Source organism: Alishewanella aestuarii B11 (assembly GCF_000280055.1).
Classification (GTDB): domain Bacteria; phylum Pseudomonadota; class Gammaproteobacteria; order Enterobacterales; family Alteromonadaceae; genus Alishewanella; species Alishewanella aestuarii.
The window spans coordinates 136,920-157,179 of sequence record NZ_ALAB01000039.1; the positions used below are offsets into that span (position 1 = coordinate 136,920).

Sequence of the window (20,260 nt, forward strand, 5' to 3'; positions counted from 1 at the left end):
AGATGAAAAAACTGTCTTTAATTTCTTCTGCGTTATTGGTCGCCGCCAGCGTCAGTTTTTCGGTACCCAGTTTTGCTCAGGTTACCCTGACTGATGCTGACCGTGCCCGGATTGAAGAGCGGAAAAACCGCCGCACCACACTTCCTGGCGAACGTGTGGGGCGTGGTGTGACCCGCGCTTTCGAGCTGTATAACGAAGAAAAGGTCGATGAAGCATTAAAAGTATTGCTTGAGATCCGTGGCGGCAATGATTTCGATAACGCCTTTTTAGCGCGTTTTATCGGCAACCTGTACGCTCAGAAAGATGCCAAGCAAGCTATCCGTTATCTGGAACAGGCAACCAAGCCCGATGTACTGAGCTTTACTGATCAGGCGTCGTCATTGAAGTTGGTCGCTGACTTGCAGCAAATGGAAGGCATGCATAAGGATGCCATTCGTAATTACGAGGCCTGGATCCGTTTTACTGGTGAAAACGACCCGGATGTCTATCTGCGGATAGCTAACTCGTATTACCAATTGCAGGACTATAAAAACGTTCTGGTACCAATTGATAATGCCATCCGTTATTCCAAAACACCCAACAAAAACCACTATATGTTGAAGATGGGTGCCCTGTATGAGTCGCGTAATTATCCGAAGACAGTCGAAGTGGTGGAAACCATGGTACAACTGTTCCCGGAAGAGCGGCAGTTCTGGGTTTATCTGGGTAACTTCTATACGCTGGTAGAGGACTACCAGAAGTCGTTAAGTGCGTTCCAAATTGCGTACAACAATGGCTATCTGGAGAGCGAAGCTGAGTTGAAAATGCTGGGCCAGATGTATGCGAATAACAATATTCCATACAAAGCGGCAGCAATTTACGAGAAATACCTGAAAAGCGGTAAAATCAAAAAAGACCGCACTATGTTAACTGCTATTGCATCTAACTTTCAGGCTGCCCGTGAATTTGCTAAAGCAGCGCAGTACTACGGCGAGCTTGCTGCCCTGACCAACGACGCAGATGCTTACCGTCGTCAAGCGATGGCCTTTATGGCAATTCAGCGTTATAACGATGCACTGAAAGCCTTTGAAGCTACGCTGGCACGCGACTCGAGCAATGCCGGTCGTGTACATATGAGCATGGTTGAGGCCTACCTGAATCAGGGTAAACTGCGTGAAGCTTATGCCTCACTGCAGCAGGCAAAACGTGACTCGGCGACTGCCCGTCAGGCGAATAGCTATGAAAACTATATCAGAGAGAAAGCCCGGGTTAAGGGTATTAATCTCTAATAGTAGCGCTTGAACAAAAAGCCCGCTTAATAGCGGGCTTTTTTATATTTGTTGTATTACAAAGTGAAGCTTAATAAGCGCTAAAAGGCACAGAGATCCTGAGAAGGGCGCTTTTCTCCTCCCTTTAGTTGTCAGCTCTGAGCTGATTTAGGACTCGGTTGTTTCGCTTTCAGTACCCTTCAAATCGTATAACTTGTATTTATCAATCAGAGCATATAAGGTAGGGCGGCTTACGCCCAGTAAGTCAGCCGTTTTCGATAAATTACTGTTTGCCAGCACATAAGCCTGACGAATACCTTCCGACTCGGCCTGCTCGCGGATCTGGCGTAAGGTTTGAAAGCTGCTCTTATTTGCAGTGGGGCGAAACCCAAGATCCTCAGCATTAATCAGCTTACTTTCCGATAAAATCACCGCTGACTTCAGCTTGTTTTGTAATTCGCGGATATTTCCAGGCCAGTTGTGGCTAAGCAGCGCTTCAGTTGCACAGGGAGTGAAGCCCTGGATTTGGGTTTTGTATTCCTGATTAAAACGATGCAGTAAAGCTTTAGCAATCAGAATAATGTCGTGACCGCGATTGCGCAGTGGTGGGATCCGCAACACAATCTCGCTGATCCGGTAGTAGAGGTCTTCGCGGAAGCTTTGCGCGGCCACCATATCCTGTAAATCACGATGGGTCGCGCAGATCACTCTGACATCGACTTCTATTTCGCTGCGGCCACCAACCCGCTCAATAACCCGTTCTTGTAAAAAGCGCAGCATTTTAGCTTGCAGCGAAAGGGGCATATCGCCAATTTCGTCCAGCAGCAAGGTGCCACCATTGGCGCACTCTATTTTACCAAGGGTGGTTTTTACCGCGCCGGTAAAGGCACCTTTTTCATAACCAAACAGTTCGCTTTCCAGCAAATTTTCCGGAATAGATGCACAGTTAATCGCGACAAAAGGTTTGCCGGTACGCGGGCTTTGCCGGTGAATAGCCCGGGCAAAAACTTCTTTACCGGTACCGCTTTCGCCTAACAACAAGGTGGTGATTTCTGTAGGTGCAATTTTCTCAACAGTGCGACAGGCTTTCTGGATAGCTTCACTATTGCCAATAATATCCGCCTGCTGATAGCTACTGGCTTTTAAAGCTTTGTTTTCCTGCTCTAACTGACTTAGCTTAAAGGCACGTTGCAGAATAATGTTCAATACATCGGCATCGATGGGTTTCTGATAATAATCGTAGGCGCCGAGCGCTATGGCCTGCAACGCATGATTATTATCGGTACTGCCTGTAAGTACTATGACCTTGGTTTCCGGTTTAGCAGTTAAGATTTCGGTGAGGCAAGCCAAGCCCTCTGAGGCATTGGCGGCATCAGGTGGTAAGCCCAGATCCAGCGTAACAACGGCTGGTTCAAAGCGGCGCAATTGCGTCATGGCTTGTTGCCGGTCGGCAGCAAAGACCAATTCGTAATCACTGAGGCTCCATTTTAATTGTTTCTGGATACCCAAATCATCTTCAATTACCAAAACGGTATGCATCTTACGATCCTTGTAGCAAAGCGATTGCTGCTGGCTGAATATTGTTAGCTAAGTGTAACGGAAGTTCCAGTTGAAAGGTAGTGCCAAGCCCCGGTTGGCTTTGTACTTTGATGCTACCGCCGGCCTGTTCAATAAAGGTTTTGGCGTCATAAACGCCTATGCCCATACCGGCATTACCTTTAGTGGTATCAAAAGGTTTGAACAGCCGGTGCTCAATAAAGTCGGCTGTCATACCGCTACCGGTATCGCTGATTTCAATCTTTAACTGTTCCCCGCTGGCATCAAGGGTTAAGCGGATCTGGCCATCATCTGCAGTGGCGTGCTGGGCGTTATCCAGCAAGTGGAAGATAATATTAGCAAAGCGCTCTTTATCCAGGGTTAAACTGGCATCCTGTTTTACGATAAGTTCAGGTGTCGGGAGCTTATTCGCACAACGTTGGCTGATCACCTGCTCTAGTAACGAGGCGACAGTAAAGCTGCGCAGTGGATGAGTCGGGCTTTGTTTGCTGGTCAACTGTGACAGCATATGATCCAGACGTTGTTGCATTGCCGCCAGAGTAGTAAAGCTATCTTCGATAAACTCGGGATTATGCTTATGCTTAACGGCATTGCGTAGCAGCAAATCCAATTGCGCCTTTACGTTTTTCAAATCGTGCACCACAAAGGCAGACATCCTGCTAAAGGCCGCGAACTGGGCATTCTCACTGAGCTTGTCGCTATGTTGAATCAGCTGGAGCAGGGCGGCAATTTGCTCTGAAACCACCGACAAGTAATCCCGCAATTCCCAGTTGAGTTTCAATGGCTGCCCGGCATTTGCCTGCATCAAACAAACGCCCCAGAGTTGATCTTTAGTCCTGATTGGTAACAGCAGCTGGAATTTTAGCTCTGCCAGATCCAAGCCGGTGGTCAGCTCATCGCTTTCGCTTAAGTCAAGTTGCCAGGCATCATTCTGATGTTGCTGATAGTAACGCTCCAGCAGTGTGAGTTCGGTTTCTGTTAGCGCCGGGCGTTGCTGCAAGGCCAGGACCTTGATCTGGGTTGGCGTTTGAAATTGCAGTAAGGCACCTTGCTGGTAATGAATGGAATCCAGCCACACCCCCAGGATCTGTTGAAAGCGGCTGGGTTGATTCAGATCGACCTGTCGCAGCCCTTGAGTCAGTTTTAACCATTGTTCACGATAGTCAAAGCGGTTGGCAAAAAAATGCTTTTCAATAAATACCTTTACTTTGCGTCTGACGGTGGCTGATAGCAACAACAACAACATCAACACAAAGCCCAGTACAATAAAGCTGGTTTGTAACAGTTCGGACCAGCTACCGCCGACATACCGCAGGTAAAATCCGGTCAGTGCCAGCAAACATAAATACAGGCCGGCAGCCAGTACCAGAGTGCTCTGCAGCACGACATCGCGGGAGATATAGACCTTGATTTCCCAAACGGTAATACGGCGAATGGAGAGCGTCAGCACAGGTACCAGCAAGGCAAAAACAAAGCCCCTGGCTTGCCATAGCTGTAAATCAACCCGGGCGAACAGTGCCGATTCTGCCAGCAGCACAAAATCAAATACGGCGGCAGCACCCAGCGCGATAATCAGTGGCTTATATTGCCATTTCTCGGCATCAGAGGCTTTACGGTATAGCGCTTCTAGTAGTGCCAGTTGCACGACACAAAATGCCAGAGAGCCGGTATACAGCAAGCTATTGGATGCAGGTAGGAACAGCGCAATGGTCAGCCAGAGAGCGCCCAACAGCAGTGTCAATAAGGTGTGCGGCTTTAATAGAAACGGTGTGATGCCCGACTGAGGCTGCAAAGCGGCCAACAAGAACAAAATCAGTAGCAACTGGCGTAACCATTCCAATACCTTGGACATCGGCTCGGCATAGGGGATAGCCAGGGTCGTGGCGTACCAGAAGGCCCAGAGCAGGCTACTGACGGTAAAGGCTAGCAGCAGTTGCTTAGGAACGTTATTCGTTCTGGTAGTTAAAATCAGCAGTGACAATATGCCATAAGCCAAAGCCGCCAGCGCAAAGCCAATTTGTTCAGGAGTAAAGGCCAACATAGCAGCAACCATTATTCAGTGCGGCTTAGCAGGGCTAATAAATGTTGCACCGGGATCGCATAGGTAATGCCGCTGGGATCACTTAACACTGCCTCACGGGTGCTTTTTACATGCACCTGATTAATCACGCCAATAACCTGCCCGGAATGAGGTAAATAGAGCGGACTGCCGCTATTACCGGGATAGGCTGTCGCATCTAACTGATACACCAGATAGGGGGCGCCTAAGCGGCGAATCGCCGCAGCATGTAAATTAGCTGAGTTATCGGCCGGGATCGCGACAGGCGTTTGCGCGGCAATAATACCCCTATGAGTTGCCGGATGCAGGCCCAGTACCTGAGTGATCGGAAAGCCGGTAAAGGCAATGTCCGTACCCTCAGCCACTAATTCTGGCGTACTGAGTAACGTGAGGGCGGGTAAGCGTTGCTGGATGGTTAGTACGGCTAAATCATAAGCCAATGCAGAGCGTTGCTGCAGTACTTTATGCTGTACAATCTGATTGCCCTGGCCCGACAATACAACGTATTCTTCCTGGCGATTAGTATCCAGCGGACTGGCGATAACATGGTAGTTAGTGACAATCTGATTACCCGGTGGCACCACAAAACCGGTACCAACCAGCCGTGTTCTTGGAGAGCCGGTTGGGTTATGAATGCCAATAGCGACGATTGCCGGCTTAACCTGTTGGATTGTGGTACTTAATGGCTGTTGAGCCTTTAAAGCGCCGGCTTGTAACAAAAATAAAATGATAAAAAATATGCGCATATCAATTGCCTGCCTTAGCGTAATCCATCATCTTGTATTAATCTTAACTTATAGTACTCGAAAAGGTACCTGCTGGTTAAGATTAAATATTTCTACTGGAAAGTATTGTAATTTAGCAGGCAATAGTAAAAAGTGTGATGCCAGTACTTTAGGGTACTTACGACAATATGGGCAGAGGGATTTATGAAACAGCTTAGAGCTTTAGCGGATAAACCTATTATCGGCGGTATGGTAAAAAAGGCCATTTCCACTCTCGCCAGCAATGATGCGAAACATATCTCTGAACACTTCTCGCAATACCTTAAACCTCAGGTTGCCTCAACGGCAGATCTAAAACATGAAGTTTTTAAACTGCGACACAATGTGTACTGTGAAGAATTACATTTCGAAGATTTAAAACCCAATCACGAGGAATTTGATGAGTTTGATAGCCACTCGATTCACTGTTTTATCAGGCATCTTGGTACTAGCCAGATGGCTGGCACGGTGCGATTGATAACTTCAGATCATCCACAACAATTACTTCCAATTGAAAAGTTTTGCTCTCATGCCATTGAGGATTTAAGTTTAAGCCCGGCCAATTTTGCCAGGGAAAATATTTGCGAGTTTTCACGCCTTGCCGTGCCGGCGATGTTCCGGAAGCGGGCAATAGATAAATTTGCCGGCGCCGCGACCGGTGCAATCGATGAAAGTACCTTTTCAGCTAATGAGTTACGTTGCTTTCCCTACATTGCGATTTGCTTGTATATGGCGGCGGCGGCTATGGCTTTTCATACCAACCGGCTGCATGCCTTTGTGATGATGGAGCCGCGATTGGCCCGCAGTTTAAGCTTTGTTGGCATTAACTTTAAGCAGCTTGGTGAACCGGTGGAATATCATGGTAAGCGGGCAGCGTACTACATTAACTCTGATATGTTCCGTAAAAACATTTCATCAGGCTATATCAAACTGATGAAATCGATTGAGAAAGAATTATTTAGTCATCAGCAAGTCGCTGCGCGCGAGAGTCAAAGCAATGGGATCCAGCTGCCGAATGGCCCGCTGTTTAGCGGAGGCTAGGGTGCAGTTAGCAGAACGTATCACACAGTGCCTTTCTTCGGCCTGTGAGGTGATAACGGGCAGTGATGCACTGCTTGCCTATCAACAAAATTGTGAAGCTCAGGCAACGGCCACGTCTTTAGTCGTCAAGGTGGCGACAGAGCAAGACATACGGCAACTGTTACAGCTGGCCAGCCAGTTAAGACATACCGATGATGCCTTCGTCATTTTCCCAATCAGTACTGGCAAAAACTGGGGCTATAATTCAGCAACACCCAATAGTCCCGCGGTACTACTCGATTTAAGTGGTTTACGACAAATCAGGGTGATTGATGCGACCCTGGGATTATTTGCAGTGCAACCCGGTGTAACGCAGCAGCTATTACGTGACTTTCTTGACCAACAGCAATTAGCTTTTATGGTGCCGGTAACAGGTGCGGGTCCGGATTGCAGTATTTTGGGTAATGCACTGGAACGTGGCTATGGTATTACTCCCTATACCGACCATTTTGGGGCAGTAACGGCTATGCGTGCCATGCTGGCTGATGGCAGTATCGTGCAGTCAGCGGTGGCCGAGTTAGATCAAAGCCAGGAAGGACTTATCGATCACACCTATAAGTATGGTGTAGGGCCCTATCTGGATGGCTTATGGACCCAGAGTAATCTGGCTATCGTTACCGAGATCACCGTCCGGCTAAAAGCTAATCCTGCCGCCTTTGATGCATTCTATATCCAATTTCAGGATGACCAGCAGTTTGAACTGGCGCAACAGATTGTGTTTCAGATCCTACGCGATTTGGAAGGGGTAGTTGGCTCAGTTAATATTATGGATCGCAGGCGGGTTGCAGCCATGATGGCAGTAAATCCAAATGGTGCCGCTGCGCATCAGGTGATGACAGAACAGCAGGTGTCTGATATTGCAAAAGCCTATGATATACCGGCCTGGACTATTGCCGGCACCCTTTATGGCCGACCGAAGGTGGTGGCAGCTGCCAAGGCTGAAGTAAAGAGCATTATTGGTGGTAGGGCGAATAAGGTGCTGTTTTCCAGCAGCGCCCTGATAAAAATAGGACGTCTGGCGGTTAAACTACTACCGGCCTTATTAGCCAAACCGGCAAAAATGCTGGCATCGCTGGATGCCGGTATTCAAATTATGCGAGGGGTGCCTAACCAGGTTGCTCTGCCTTTAGCCTACTGGCGCAATCCCAGAGTGGAACCTGCTGCCAGTGTCAGATTAAACCCCGCTGCAGATCAATGTGGTTTGCTCTGGTATGCCCCCCTGGTGCCGATGCGTGCCGAGGCAATGCGGGCTTTTATCCAGCATATCCGCACGCTTTGCCCCAAGTATGGTATTGAGCCGATGATTACTTTCACCAGTCTGCGGCACGATACGGTCGATAGCACTATTCCAATTGTGTTTAACCGCTTGGATCCGGATGCGGTGGCGCAGGCTAAGGCTTGCCTGGACGAGTTGGTTAAGGTTGGATTGAAGCAGGGTTGGGTACCGTATCGGTTAAATCTGCAGCAGCAGGCAGAGTTGTTACATGCCGATAGCACATTCTGGCAAGTGGTACAGCGCATAAAGCAGGCGCTGGATCCTGAAGCGTTACTCTCACCTGGGCGCTATTGTCCAAAGCCCTAGCTAAGATACAAATAAAAAACCTCAGCTCAGGCTGAGGTTTTTGTGAGGCAATAACAGCGTTTTTCTGGTTTCAGTTAAGCTTTTCTGCGACGCGCCAGTAATAGTAAGCCACCCAGAATTAACAGTAAGCCAGCAGGTGCAGGAACGCTTGCTGGACGGATATAGCTGTAGATCCAGTCTTGTAATGCACTTACCCGGGTAGAGGCAAACAGGTCGCCGTAGTCTGAGCGAATATTGTTACCGTTGATGTTTGAACCCAGTGAGTGTACACCAGCTAACAGCCATTCTCCGTTTTCGAAAATGAAGGCACCACCACCTGAGTCACCACCTGCGATAGCATATTCAAAAGGTAAAGCTGCATTTTCAGAGGTAAAGCCGTAACCAAAGTAGTTATACCAGAAATTAACCCAATCGTTATGCACATCGCCCCAAGAGTCAACAGCAGTTGGATCTGGATGATCAAAGTCAGACCACAATAACTGGCCACCAGTACCTTCAGTTGAGTAAGCTCCGTCTACCACATTCTGACCACCACGACGGGTGCCGGCGGCCTGATTAGCACCAGTTAAACCTGTACCTGTTGCGCCATAACCAACATGTGTTGTTATCGCACCCGCTTCGTTAGAACCAGTGTAAAGATTAGCGATAGGCGCATCGATACCATTTTCAAAGTACATTAGGCCAATATCCCACCCAGCTAACAGGTTGCCAGTCCAATTCTCGTGCCACACCCATGAAGTCGCTGTGTAGGCCTGATGATAGTATCCACTGCGGTCCTCGTTAAAGACCGGGCTGTAGAAAGTCATAGTGGTGGCTTCATCAACACAGTGTGCGGCGGTCAGTACCCAGTTTCTGGCAACTACGGTGCCGCTACAAATAAAGCCACCAGCTGGTGTATCGAACAGGATAGCGCCAACACTATCAAATTGAGGTAAAACACCGATAGTGCGATATAAATTATCGTTAACGTCATGACGGATTACACCGGCAGTGGCAAAGTGGCTGGCGAATAAGCAAGCAGCCGTAATTAGAATGGATTTTTTCATGTTAGGTCCCGGATATTATTTTAATATAACTCTGTCGCGAGTTATTTTAATTACGCAAAGTATGGGCCAATAATTTTTATCAATTTAAACAGTGATTTGAGGTTATTGCGTTGTTGCAATGTAAATTTTTCTGACATTAATTTACATTGTAAGATCTAGGTGTTCGATAGTCAGTTGCTAGGAAATACAGAGTTGCTAAACAAAAAAAGGCGGAATCTTCCGCCTTTTTATAATACAGACTATCGATTAAGCTTTTTTAAAGCGACGAGCGCCAGCTAAACCCAGCAGACCTAAACCAAGCAACGCAATTGAGGCTGGTGCTGGGATTAATTCAACACGACCAGAACCACCGCTGCTGTAGTTACCATTTGTGCCAAAGGCTGCCTGGGTGTTGATGTAAATGTCAGACATACCGTTTTGGCGATCTAAAGCTGCTACTACATCTGGCAAACCACCAGTTACACTTAACATGGCTTCGAAGAAACCACCAGAGCCTGTCAGGGCTTGTGCTCTTAAGATTGCACTATCAAAAGCAAACGAGGCCCACAATGTACCATTTTGAACATTAGCAAACTGGTTGTTGTAGTTATTGTTGCTAGAGTTGTTCACAGCGGTTGCAATAGCTGGCGATTGGAAATAAACATTTAACCAAGCCGCAGATGTGTCAAAAATAAATTCACCAGGCGTCAGACTAGCTACTTTTAAACCACCGAAGGCAAAAGTCAACGCGCAAGAAACTTCACCTGCGCAGTACTGATTGCCAAACACTAAACGGCCATCATTTAACGAGGTAAATACACCAATACCATTTAGGTGTGCATTTGGGGTAAGAATCGGAACGGCTGTGTTCGAGGTGATAGTTTGTTGTCCTTGGCTACCAACACCATAAGCGGTTGTTGAATACCACTGTTGGAAATTGAAATTGCCCAGTACGCCACCGTTTGCAACTTCATCCCAAACTACACCACCCGCACTAACAGTTGCTGCACTAGCATTAAAGCTGGCTACAGCCAGTGCCGCAGCACCGATAAAGCTCGTTACATATTTCATCTTCTGCTCCTTGATAAATCTTCAAATACGAAGTTTCCATTGATTATGCTGGAATCATGCCATCTTTTAATTTTTTTTATGCTGTTGTTTTTATTTGGTTTTTTATTTTCTTGCAGGTTAAGGGATTTAGCTGTGTAAAGAATGCTGACAGCGAAAGCTGTCAGCATTAAGTGTTATAAAGAGGCTGATAACTGTTGTTGGCGAGCTTTATGTTCGGCAGATTCTGCGTTGACACTGCGCAATACTTCGCGTGCTTTGGCTTTATTGCCGGTTTCGATTAGTGACTCGGCATAATTCAGCTGTACTTCGGGGTGGTTGGGACGCACAGCCAGCGACTTTTCAAACTGGGCGATAGCTTCCTTATGTTGGCCCTGTAGTTTCAGGATCTTGCCGTACGTATCCAGGATATCCGGATGCTGCGGCAGCTTGCTTAAGGCCTTTTCGGCATAGGGCTGGGCTTTCTTGGCTTCGCCACCGGCAGCCAGGATCCAGGCATAATTATTTAAAATCAGCGGGTTTTCCGGGTCGCTTTGGAAAATATCAAAGTAAATTTCTTTCGCTTTTTCAATATCATCCTGCAGTACCAAGCTACCGTAGAAACTATAGACTCTTGGATCCTGCCCGTGTTTAGCAAAATGCTCCTCCAAAAAGCGGATCGCCCGCCGGAACGACACGTCTTTGGCCAGTGCTTCAGCAATGGCAATCGCCGTAACCGGATCAGGGACTGCATTGTAAGATTCCTGTAATGTTGCCAAGCCCGGTGTGATCTGACCATTTAACAGCTGTAAACGACCACGCTGAAATTGCATTTGTGGGGTAGCGGAGAGTTCTTTTGGTAACTGCTCGAAAGCGGTTAGCGCATTAGCATAATCACCTGATTCAGCCAGCAGCACAAAACGAATAAAACGCAGGTCGTTATTATTTGGCGTACGGCGCAATAAGTTATCGATAATTTGTAGTGCGTCTTTATGTTTGTTACTTAAAGCCAGGGCATTGGCGTAGGCCAGAGCCGCCTGCTGATTCCGCTCATCCTGCTTGTACCAGCGCTCGGTGATCGCCAGAGTTTCCGGCAGTTTACGCTGCACAGCATAGGCGGTTGCCAGTGCGCTCATCACAAAAGGCGTCAACTGCTCAGGTTTGCTAAGCATCGGTTCCAGCAGTTTTACTACCGCATCGTGGTTATTCTCAAACTGATACACATTTACCAGCAAACCTAAAACAGCCGGATTATTAGGGAATTTTTGCTGTGTGCTGCGAATTAGCTCAACCACTTTTGCCGTATCTTGCTGCTGCGCCCGCTGCAAACCATATAAACCTAAAAGTGCCGGTACATACTCAGGTTGATTGGTCACTGCTTTGGTTAGCAGGTTGATGGCTTTAGCAGAGTCTTGTTGCTGCTGGGCAATAGCGGCCTGCAGATAATGTGTAAAAGGACTCTTCGCATCAGCCTGTTCTGCACTGGCTAATAAGGTACTGGCTTCATCCTGCTTACCGGTTAATAGTGCTGCCAGAGCTTTTAGGTTATAACCGGCGTTGGCGGTATCCGGTTGTGTTAGCCATTCATCAGCTAAGGCTGACGCTTTGTCAAACTGTTGCTGCCGGATATAGCTGGCTGCCAGTGTCAGGCGCGCATCGTGCCGCGACGGGTCCAGTAACAAAGCTTGCTCTAAATCGCGGATACCGGCAGTCATCTGCTCTGGGATCCCCAGGCGTAACTGCCCCAGTGTCGACAGATTGGCACTGCTCTGATTCAGACCCGCTTCTTCAATCCGTTTTAAAATATCATTTGCTAAGGTTGTCTCACCGGCCTTTAACAGCTCAAAGGCGGTAACGGCAGCGAGGTTAACATCCTGCTCAGTCAGTTCAACATTGCCGATAGAACCTGCAGCCTGGGTTAGCTCACCCGCCTGTAACTGCAGCGCAGTAAGCAAGCGCTGAGCCGGCGGATAAACACCCAGCTGGGATTGCACACTGGCCAGATGCGCCAGCGCCTGGGTATTTAATCCCAGTTGATGGTGGATCAGCCCCGCCATAATCCGACTGGCTGTGGTGTTAAAACGACTACCGATAGCTTTATCGATATGCTCCTTGGCTTTGTTGAAGTCTTTATTTTCAAAGGCTACCAGTGCCCGCAAATAGTTGGTTAAACCATGCTCCGGAGCGAAGCGCAGGATCTGATCAAGCTCTGCCTGAGCTTTATCTAAACGCTGTGCTTTTAATTCCAGCTGTGCCACAGTCAAACGGGTGCGTAGGGCAGTCGGTACTTGTTGCAGGTATTGATAAAAACCAGCGAGTGCTGCTTCGTCATCGCCCAGTGCCAGCGCCAGTTGCGCTTTGTAGTAGTTAATTTCGAGGATAGCAGGGCTGTCCGCAGCGGTTTGTTGCAGGGTCGCGAGGGCTTCGGCTGGCGCATTATTTTTAATCTGTAGCATCGCCCGGGCAAAAGCCTGAATATCCGGTTGCGTTGACTCAACCAGACTATCGAATAGGGGCATCGCATTGTCAGCTGTGCCCATTTCGATTTCGGTCAGGGCCCGGTATAGGGCTGCGTACTGCTGCCGGCTTTCATTTAAGCGGGCATCGTCTTTAAACAAGCCCAATACCTGCTGGTAGTTTTCGGCGCGGAAACTGGCTTGCAGTAAATCCAGTGCGACTTCATTTAAATCAGCACCGTTTTCCAGGGCTCGGGCCAGCTCTTTCTCGGCCGAAAAATAATCACCGCTTTGCATATAGAGGCGCCCCAGCAATAAGCGGTAGTCCGCATTATCCGGTGCTGCCGCGACGGCAGACTTCAGCTCGATAATGGCTTCACCCAGTTTTTGTTGTGCGGCAAAGCTGGTGCCGGCATTAAAATGCTCTTCGGCAGATTTGCCGCCGCAACCACTAAGCAACAGGCTTAGGGCGATAGCGGCTGACAGGCAGGTCTTTTTCATGTGAACATTCTCCATTGCTCAGGATAGCCTGGCCAACATAAAGCCGGGCCGCAGAGTTTAAGTTTAGAACAAGCGGTGACAGGTATGACGAATTACACAACATCATATTGCCCGACGCATGAAAATCAAGCATCATATTAAATAAAGCGTCAGCAGAATGCTAACCGGGTTAGCCGAGATGTTAGATTGCAAGCTTGGCCCAAGGTTATCTCAGGAGTTAAAGAGTGTCATGGATGGCAGTAAAACCGACATTTCAGTCCGCACTTACCCCCTGAACAATCTGCCGCTGTTGCAGCAACATTGGCAGGCTTTAGAGCAAAAAAGTCAGGCCTCGTTTTTCCTAAGCTGGCACTGGATCGGGTGCTGGCTCAGGGTGTTTAAACCCACCGCTATTGTTGTCGAAGCCAGGCTGCATGACGAGCTGCTAGGGCTGGGTATTCTTTGTCAGCAAACAAGCAGACGCCGGCTATTTCGGAAAGAGCAATTATTGCTGCAACAAACCGGGCAGCTGGCACAGGACCAAATCTGGATTGAATACAACGATTTTCTGCTCAGTGAGCTGGCTCCTGAAGCAACCCGGGCCGCGATGATTGCTTGTATTAGTGCCGAGCTAACCGATTGGGATGAATGGCAGATCAATGGCTTGCCACAGCAACAATGCCCGGCCTGGCTCAACGCCAGTGGTCTTTCTTACCGGCTTGGCTGGGAAGCGCCTTGTTATGCTGTGGATTTAGTGGCGCTCAGAGCCAGCGGCAAAGACTATCTGGATACCCTATCGGGCAACACCCGGTATCAGATCCGCCGTGCGATCAGGGTCAGTGAGCAGCAAGGTAAACTGCAATTGGAACAGCCCAATTCCCTTGAGCAGGCTCTGGGTTGGTGGCAGGCGATCAAGCCGTGGCATCTGCAGCGGTTCGGCGCCAATCTCGATGGCAGTGGTTTTGCTAATCCGGATTTTCTGGCCTTTCATCAGACATTGATTACTGATAACTGGCCACAGGGCTCGTTGGAATTGCACTGTTTAAAAGCTGGCGAGCAAGTTCTTGGTTACTTTTATAATTTTATCCATCGGCAGCGTGTTTATTTTTATCTGGCCGGGTTAGCACCTGTTGCAGATAAACAGCAAAAGCCAGGGCTGGTTGGTCACAGTTTGCTGATTGCACACTATGCCGCCCGCGGGTTAGATTGTTACGACTTTATGGCCGGAGATGCCCGCTATAAGGCACAACTGGGGCGGAATACTGGCAAGCTGTGCCAATTGATTTTGCAACGGGATAGTCTCAGTCTGAGGCTGGAACAGCTGGCGCGGCGAATAAAAGGCGCGTTAAAGCTCCCACAGTCTTACCATAGCCGGGGCGCGGAGCAAGGATAGTCAGGAAAACGTCATGACACAGTTACAGCTTGAAGTAGTACAAGCGTCAGACAGTGAAGCTGACGATTTAGTAACAGCGACGGCTGATGCCAGCCCATATTTTTTAAGTGGCTGGCGCCGCGCGGTGCAAAAAGTTTATGGTCATCAGGCGGGTTGTCTGCTGGCCAGAGAGAGTGCGTCAAAGCAAATTATCGCTTTGTTACCCTACTCGGTCTTCAAACGTCCGTTACAAAGGCCGCGCGTGATTTCACAGCCCTTTGCCGATTACAGCGGTGTATTGACGATAAATAGCGAACTAAACCGTTCGCTTGAGGCTAATTTCCGGGCGCAGTTGGGGCAGAACGCGGTTGAATTGCGGCATTCAGCACAGGAAATCAGCCCACAGCCAGAACAACTGGCGAAAGTAAGGATGATAACCCAACTGCTTGCCGGGCAGGATGCCTTACTTGCCAGTTATAAGCCTAAACTACGAAGCCAGATAAAGAAGGCAACTAAAAATGGTTTGACCGCCGAGCTAAGTACCGATAGAAGCGCAATACAGGCGTTTTACCAGATTTATGCCAGCAATATGCGCCGGCTCGGTTCACCGGCGCACCATCCCGACTGGTTTCAGTACCTGCTTGAATATTATCCACCTGGCAGTTTGCAGGTGGTATTGGTCCGCTTGGCTGAGCAAGTTACAGGTGCCGCCATCATACTGATAAACGGTAATCAGGCCGTAATCCCCTGGGCGTCCACTTTGGCTGAGTATAATCATTTAGCACCAAACATGCTGTTATACTGGACGATACAAAGCTATTTGGCAGATCGGGGAGTTACCACCTTCGATATGGGGCGCTCCACGCCGGGGGAAGGCACTTATCGCTTTAAGCAGCAGTGGGGTGCGCAACCCTATGCCCTGGACTGGCAGTTATATCAGCCCGGCTCTGCAGAGGGGAGTGCCTTATTGCAAAGCGATAAGGCTACCAGTGGCAGCCGAAAAGTTCTGGAACAGCTCTGGCGGTGTCTGCCGCAGAGCCTGGCAAATCAGCTGGGCGGGCAGTTGCGCGGGTATATTTCATTATGAGTTTGCAACTAGCTAAGCTGCAGCTAACGGAACGGCATTATGTCTAAGTTTGCCATATTTTTTATTCTGCTCTACGCCGGTGGTCTGTTGGCTGTGCTAGCCTATAACGGTGCTGCCGCCTTTTTTCTGTACCAAATCGTTTATATGATGAATCCGGAAGATCGCTGGTGGGGTTCTGAAATTCCGGCGCTTCGTTATTCCTTTATTACTTCGATAATGATGTTGCTGACGCTGGCCTTCAAATATCAGGAGTACAGCAAACTTAGCCCCTGGCGACAGCAGCCGGTTTTTCGCTGGATGCTGGTGTTTTTGTTACTGCATTATATTGCCTATTTTTATGCACTTGACCCCATCGCCCATGATCGCTTTACCGGCTATTTCTGGCGCCTGGTGGTGGTAATGTTTGTAGCCTATAAACTACTGAATACCGAGAAGTTATTAAATATTGCGATCTGGATGTACCTGCTTGGCGCATCCTATGTCGGCTACTATGGCCACTCTATGGGCCGGGATAACCGCGGCCGCTTATCGGGTATAGGTATGATCGATACCAGTGGCGACTCAAATTTAGCAGCGGCAGCTTTGGTACCGGCGGTGGTGATCCTGATTTATTATGCCTGGCAGGGTAACTGGAAAACCCGGGCTCTGGTGTTTATTTGCAGTGCCTTTGTCGTGAACGTGCTGGTGCTGGCCAATAGTCGTGGCGCCTTTTTGGGTGTACTAGCCGGCGCCTCTTTATTTGTTTGTTTTATGCTGTTCTCAAGGGTGCAAAAAGCCCGGCAGCGGCTAACGGCAGCGGCTATTGTTGTCGCTGGCCTGGCAGGGGCCGTATCGCTAACCGATGATACTTTTTGGCAGCGGATGGGAACATTACAAGCTGATGAACAAGGCCAGCGTGGAGCAGATGGCCGTGGCCGGATCCATTTCTGGTTTGGTACCTTTGATATGATTAAAGATTACCCCATGGGTATGGGGATCGGTGGCTACACTGTGGTCAGTGGTGCCTATCTGGACCGTAGCAAAACCAACTATTCAATTGAGCGTCGGGTACCGCACTCCACCTGGTTTCAGGTATTGGGGGATTTTGGCTGGCTTGGATTAGCTGTTTTTGTCGGGATGTTGGTATCGGTATTCCGCATAAGCCATAAAGCCAAGCAGTTTGTGATAAAACAGGGGCGACCGGAAATTTATCATAAAATTCTAGCACTGGAATGCGGCCTGATTGGCTTTTTGGCGGCGGCTTCCTTTATCGACCGGGCCCGCGCAGAAATTCTGTTTTGGATGATCTTATTTCTGGCCAGTAGTGCCAACGTTTATTACCTGCAACATCTGGCACGCGAAAAGCTAACCCAAGCAGATAAACCGTCGGGCTCAGGGCGGATGAAACAGCCGCAGCGTAGGGCTTTGCTGCCTGAATTACAACAAAACGCAAAAACCATCAAGGAGTAGCACAATGTGTGGATTAGCCGGTTATCTGCGTTTTGCTGAAAGCGACAGTGCTGCACAGCAACTTGCCGAGCAAATGGGCGAGGCCATCTGGCATCGCGGCCCTGATGCTGGCAGCAGCTGGCATGATGAGAAAATTATGCTGGTGCACCGGCGGCTGAGTATTCTGGATTTATCGGAAGCGGGTACGCAGCCGATGCATTCACCCTGTGGCCGCTACGTGATGGTATTTAATGGCGAGATTTATAATTTTCTTGATCTGAAAGCTGAACTTATCGCCAGCGGCGAGCAATTTAGTACCCATACCGACAGTGAGGTGCTGCTGCGTTTATATCTGCTGCGAGGCCCGGCCGCACTCAATACATTAAACGGTATGTTTGCGCTGGCTATTTGGGATAAAGCCGAGCAAAAGTTGTTTTTGGCTCGTGACCGGCTGGGCAAAAAACCGCTCTATATTTACCAGGATGGTGACTACTTTGCATTTGCGTCAGAGCTAAAGGCTTTACTGCCGTTACCATTTTTTAAACGTGAGCTTTGTCTTGAGGCTGTACAGGATTTCTTCTTTTATCAATATGTGCCTGATCCCAAGAGTATCTTTAAACAAGCACGTAAACTTAAGCCGGCACATTATCTCGAGTATCAACATGGCAAGGTCACGGAACACTGTTACTGGCAGCTAAGTTTTAACCATAGCAGCACAGCCCCGGCCGATGAACTGGCCGCAGAGTTACGCACGCTGCTGGACGATGCGGTGAAGATCCGGATGATTAGCGATGTGCCACTGGGGGCCTTTTTAAGCGGTGGTGTGGACTCCAGTGCGGTAGTGGCCAGTATGGCAAGGCAAAGTGCAACGCCGGTTACCACCTGTGCTATCGGATTTGCTGACAAGGACTATGACGAGGTGCACTATGCCAGGCAAATCGCAGAACAATTCGCTACCGACCACCATGAGTTTACGGTAAAAGCCAGTGTGACGGCTAACTTCCTGCGTATCAGTCGTTATTTCGACGAACCCTTTGCCGATCCCTCTTTCGTTCCGACCTATTTTGTTGCTGAGCTGGCGCGAAAAAAAGTCACAGTAGCACTGGCCGGAGATGGTGGTGATGAGAACTTTGCCGGTTACAGCAAATATGTCATTGACCAAACCGAGCAGGCGCTGCGCGAACGTTTGCCCACTGCTGTTAAACCTCTGGCCGCAGTCTTGGCCAAGTTGGCAGCTGCGTTACCGGGTACGGTCGCCCGCAAAGCCAATACCTTGTTACGCAGCCTGGCTCTGACGCCGGAGCAAGGCTTTTTTCTGACCAATAGTTTTTTCTGCCCAAAATTGTGGCAGCAATTGTGTTTGCCAGAGTTTCAGCAGGCTTTAGCAGGCTACGACTCTGCTGCAGTGACGACTTCGGCTTATCAGGCGGCTGACAGTGATAACCATCTGTCCAAGGTGCTTTATACCGATATTAAAACCTACCTACCCGGCGATATCCTGGTTAAGGTGGATCGAATGACTATGGCGAACTCGCTGGAAGCGCGGGCGCCGTTACTGGATTATCGGATGGTGGAGTTCGCGGCCCGGGTGCCTGCGACATTAAAGCTCCATGGTAAAGAGAAAAAGCATTTGCTAAAACTCAGTCAGCAACAACGGCTAAGCAATGATATTCTGTACCGCAAAAAAATGGGGTTCTCAGTACCCTTGGCCAACTGGCTGAACAAAGAATTAAAACCTATTGCCGATGGCTTGTTTGCCGCCAAAGACTCAGGGTTAGGCAACTTCTTTAAGTTGGCACTGGTAAAGCAATTGTGGCAGCAACATCAGGCCGGCGATTTTCGTTATACCCAGGAGCTTTGGAGCTTACTGGTGTTTGCCGCCTGGTGGCAACACTATATGCAGCCTGAAGCGAGCGGGCAGGCAGTATGCTTATGAAACGCGTGTTACATCTTACCTACGATATGGGCATTGGCGGCACCGAGCAGGTGATTAACCAGTTGGTGCGCGGGATGGACCCTGCGCAAGTATGCCATCGTATTTGTGTAATTGAAGGCTCGGTAGGTGCTATTGGCCAGGCATTACAGCAGCAAGGCATTGCTATTGATGTATTGCAACGGCAACCCGGCTTTGACTGGCGGCTAATTAAAGCGATTCGAACATTAATCAAGCAGCATCAGATAGATATTGTGCATTGTCATCAGTATACGCCCTGGGTCTATGGCTGGTTTGCCGCTATAGGTACACAAGCCAAAGTGATCTTCACTGAACATGGTCGTTTTTATCCGGACCGCTACCGTTATAAGGCCTGGCTGATTAACAAACTGATGGCCGCGACCACTTATAAGATTACTGCCATTTCCAAGGCAACAAAGGCCGCTTTAGTAAAGTATGAATTTATTCCGGAACATAAAATTGATGTTATCTACAATGGTATTGAGCCATTAGTTAGCACGGAAGAGGGCAGGGCCAAAGCGCGGCAAGAGCTGGGTATCAAGCCCGGACAGCGGGTGATTGGTACAGTTGCCAGGCTCGACCCCATTAAAAACCAGGCTATGATACTGGAAGCTTTTGCCTTACTGGCGCCGGAGTTTCCCGATTTGGTGTTACTGTTGGTCGGAGATGGGCCAGAACGTCAGAATTTAGAGCAACTCACCAAAAAACTTAAAATTGATGATCGTGTTATTTTTGCCGGTTTTAAAAGCCCGGCCACTGATTATATGGCGCTAATGGAGTTGTTCTTACTGCCGTCACTTAGTGAGGGTACATCGATGACTCTATTGGAAGCGATGAGTTTGGGAATTCCATGTATTGTTTCAAATGTTGGAGGGAATTCGGAAGTAATTGACAATAATTATTTAGGGGTTGTGATTTTAGAAAATAATAAAGAAAATTTGTCTGAATCAATTAAGTCTGTATTTTCCGCAGGTTCTGAGAATAAATACTATTTTAAATGTATTGATAACTTTAATTTGAAATACGAATACAGGATAATGGTTTCTAAGTTCTGCTCTATTTATAGATCTTTTATTATTAAGTATTAGACAAACCTTTTTTATTTTAAATGAAGTGATTTCG

At 48.5% G+C, this 20,260-nt stretch carries 14 protein-coding genes; 8 read left to right on the plus strand and 6 right to left on the minus strand.

The features are described 5' to 3' along the window. The first annotated feature begins 2 nt into the window (after nucleotides 1-2). A complete protein-coding gene (locus AEST_RS14965; protein ID WP_008610056.1) occupies nucleotides 3-1,268 on the plus strand; it encodes a tetratricopeptide repeat protein in 1,266 nt (421 codons plus the stop codon). Between the two features lie 147 nt (nucleotides 1,269-1,415). On the opposite strand, the gene prsR is transcribed toward AEST_RS14965, so the two are convergent. The 3 genes from prsR to AEST_RS14980 are packed head-to-tail and all read right to left on the minus strand — an operon-like array spanning nucleotide 1,416 to nucleotide 5,609. Then, complete coding sequence (gene prsR, locus AEST_RS14970; protein ID WP_008610057.1) at nucleotides 1,416-2,786, minus strand: PEP-CTERM-box response regulator transcription factor; 1,371 nt, start codon at nucleotides 2,784-2,786, stop codon at nucleotides 1,416-1,418. A gap of 1 nt (nucleotide 2,787) precedes the next feature. After that, nucleotides 2,788-4,845 (minus strand): XrtA/PEP-CTERM system histidine kinase PrsK, encoded by a 2,058-nt coding sequence (gene prsK / locus AEST_RS14975; protein ID WP_039925625.1) that lies wholly within the window; start codon nucleotides 4,843-4,845, stop codon nucleotides 2,788-2,790. An 11-nt stretch (nucleotides 4,846-4,856) separates the two neighbouring features. Further along, nucleotides 4,857-5,609 carry a S1 family peptidase gene (locus AEST_RS14980; RefSeq protein ID WP_008610059.1) on the minus strand — a complete coding sequence of 251 codons (753 nt, stop codon included), beginning with the start codon at nucleotides 5,607-5,609 and terminating at the stop codon, nucleotides 4,857-4,859. Nucleotides 5,610-5,792: 183 nt separating this feature from the next. Between AEST_RS14980 and AEST_RS14985 the strand changes: the two genes are divergently transcribed. Next, nucleotides 5,793-6,668: a PEP-CTERM/exosortase system-associated acyltransferase gene (locus AEST_RS14985; protein WP_008610060.1), complete on the plus strand. Its 876-nt coding sequence runs from the start codon at nucleotides 5,793-5,795 to the stop codon at nucleotides 6,666-6,668. A gap of 1 nt (nucleotide 6,669) precedes the next feature. Next, complete coding sequence (locus AEST_RS14990; protein ID WP_008610061.1) at nucleotides 6,670-8,289, plus strand: FAD-binding oxidoreductase; 1,620 nt, start codon at nucleotides 6,670-6,672, stop codon at nucleotides 8,287-8,289. A 74-nt stretch (nucleotides 8,290-8,363) separates the two neighbouring features. Here the strand turns inward: AEST_RS14990 and AEST_RS14995 are convergent, their stop codons facing one another. The 3 genes from AEST_RS14995 to prsT all read right to left on the minus strand — a co-directional run bounded on the left by AEST_RS14995 (nucleotide 8,364) and on the right by prsT (nucleotide 13,318). Beyond that, nucleotides 8,364-9,335: a trypsin-like serine protease gene (locus AEST_RS14995; protein WP_008610062.1), complete on the minus strand. Its 972-nt coding sequence runs from the start codon at nucleotides 9,333-9,335 to the stop codon at nucleotides 8,364-8,366. Between the two features lie 246 nt (nucleotides 9,336-9,581). Next, entirely contained in the window at nucleotides 9,582-10,385 is an 804-nt protein-coding gene (locus tag AEST_RS15000) for a PEP-CTERM sorting domain-containing protein (RefSeq protein ID WP_008610063.1), read from the minus strand. 173 nt (nucleotides 10,386-10,558) lie between these two features. Continuing rightward, nucleotides 10,559-13,318, minus strand: coding sequence for an XrtA/PEP-CTERM system TPR-repeat protein PrsT (prsT, locus tag AEST_RS15005; protein WP_008610065.1), 2,760 nt, complete (start codon nucleotides 13,316-13,318; stop codon nucleotides 10,559-10,561). 178 nt (nucleotides 13,319-13,496) lie between these two features. On the opposite strand from prsT, the gene AEST_RS15010 reads away from it, so the two are divergent. The 5 genes from AEST_RS15010 to AEST_RS15030 are packed head-to-tail and all read left to right on the plus strand — an operon-like array spanning nucleotide 13,497 to nucleotide 20,226. Further along, entirely contained in the window at nucleotides 13,497-14,690 is a 1,194-nt protein-coding gene (locus tag AEST_RS15010) for a GNAT family N-acetyltransferase (protein ID WP_169313981.1), read from the plus strand. 13 nt (nucleotides 14,691-14,703) lie between these two features. After that, nucleotides 14,704-15,756, plus strand: coding sequence for a GNAT family N-acetyltransferase (locus AEST_RS15015; RefSeq protein ID WP_008610067.1), 1,053 nt, complete (start codon nucleotides 14,704-14,706; stop codon nucleotides 15,754-15,756). A gap of 39 nt (nucleotides 15,757-15,795) precedes the next feature. Then, nucleotides 15,796-17,205, plus strand: coding sequence for an O-antigen ligase family protein (locus tag AEST_RS15020; protein WP_008610068.1), 1,410 nt, complete (start codon nucleotides 15,796-15,798; stop codon nucleotides 17,203-17,205). Nucleotides 17,206-17,209: 4 nt separating this feature from the next. After that, entirely contained in the window at nucleotides 17,210-19,120 is a 1,911-nt protein-coding gene (gene asnB / locus AEST_RS15025) for an asparagine synthase (glutamine-hydrolyzing) (RefSeq protein WP_008610069.1), read from the plus strand. Continuing rightward, a complete protein-coding gene (locus AEST_RS15030; RefSeq protein ID WP_008610070.1) occupies nucleotides 19,117-20,226 on the plus strand; it encodes a glycosyltransferase in 1,110 nt (369 codons plus the stop codon). The genes asnB and AEST_RS15030 overlap by 4 nt, the downstream gene beginning before the upstream one ends. Nucleotides 20,227-20,260: the final 34 nt, after the last annotated feature.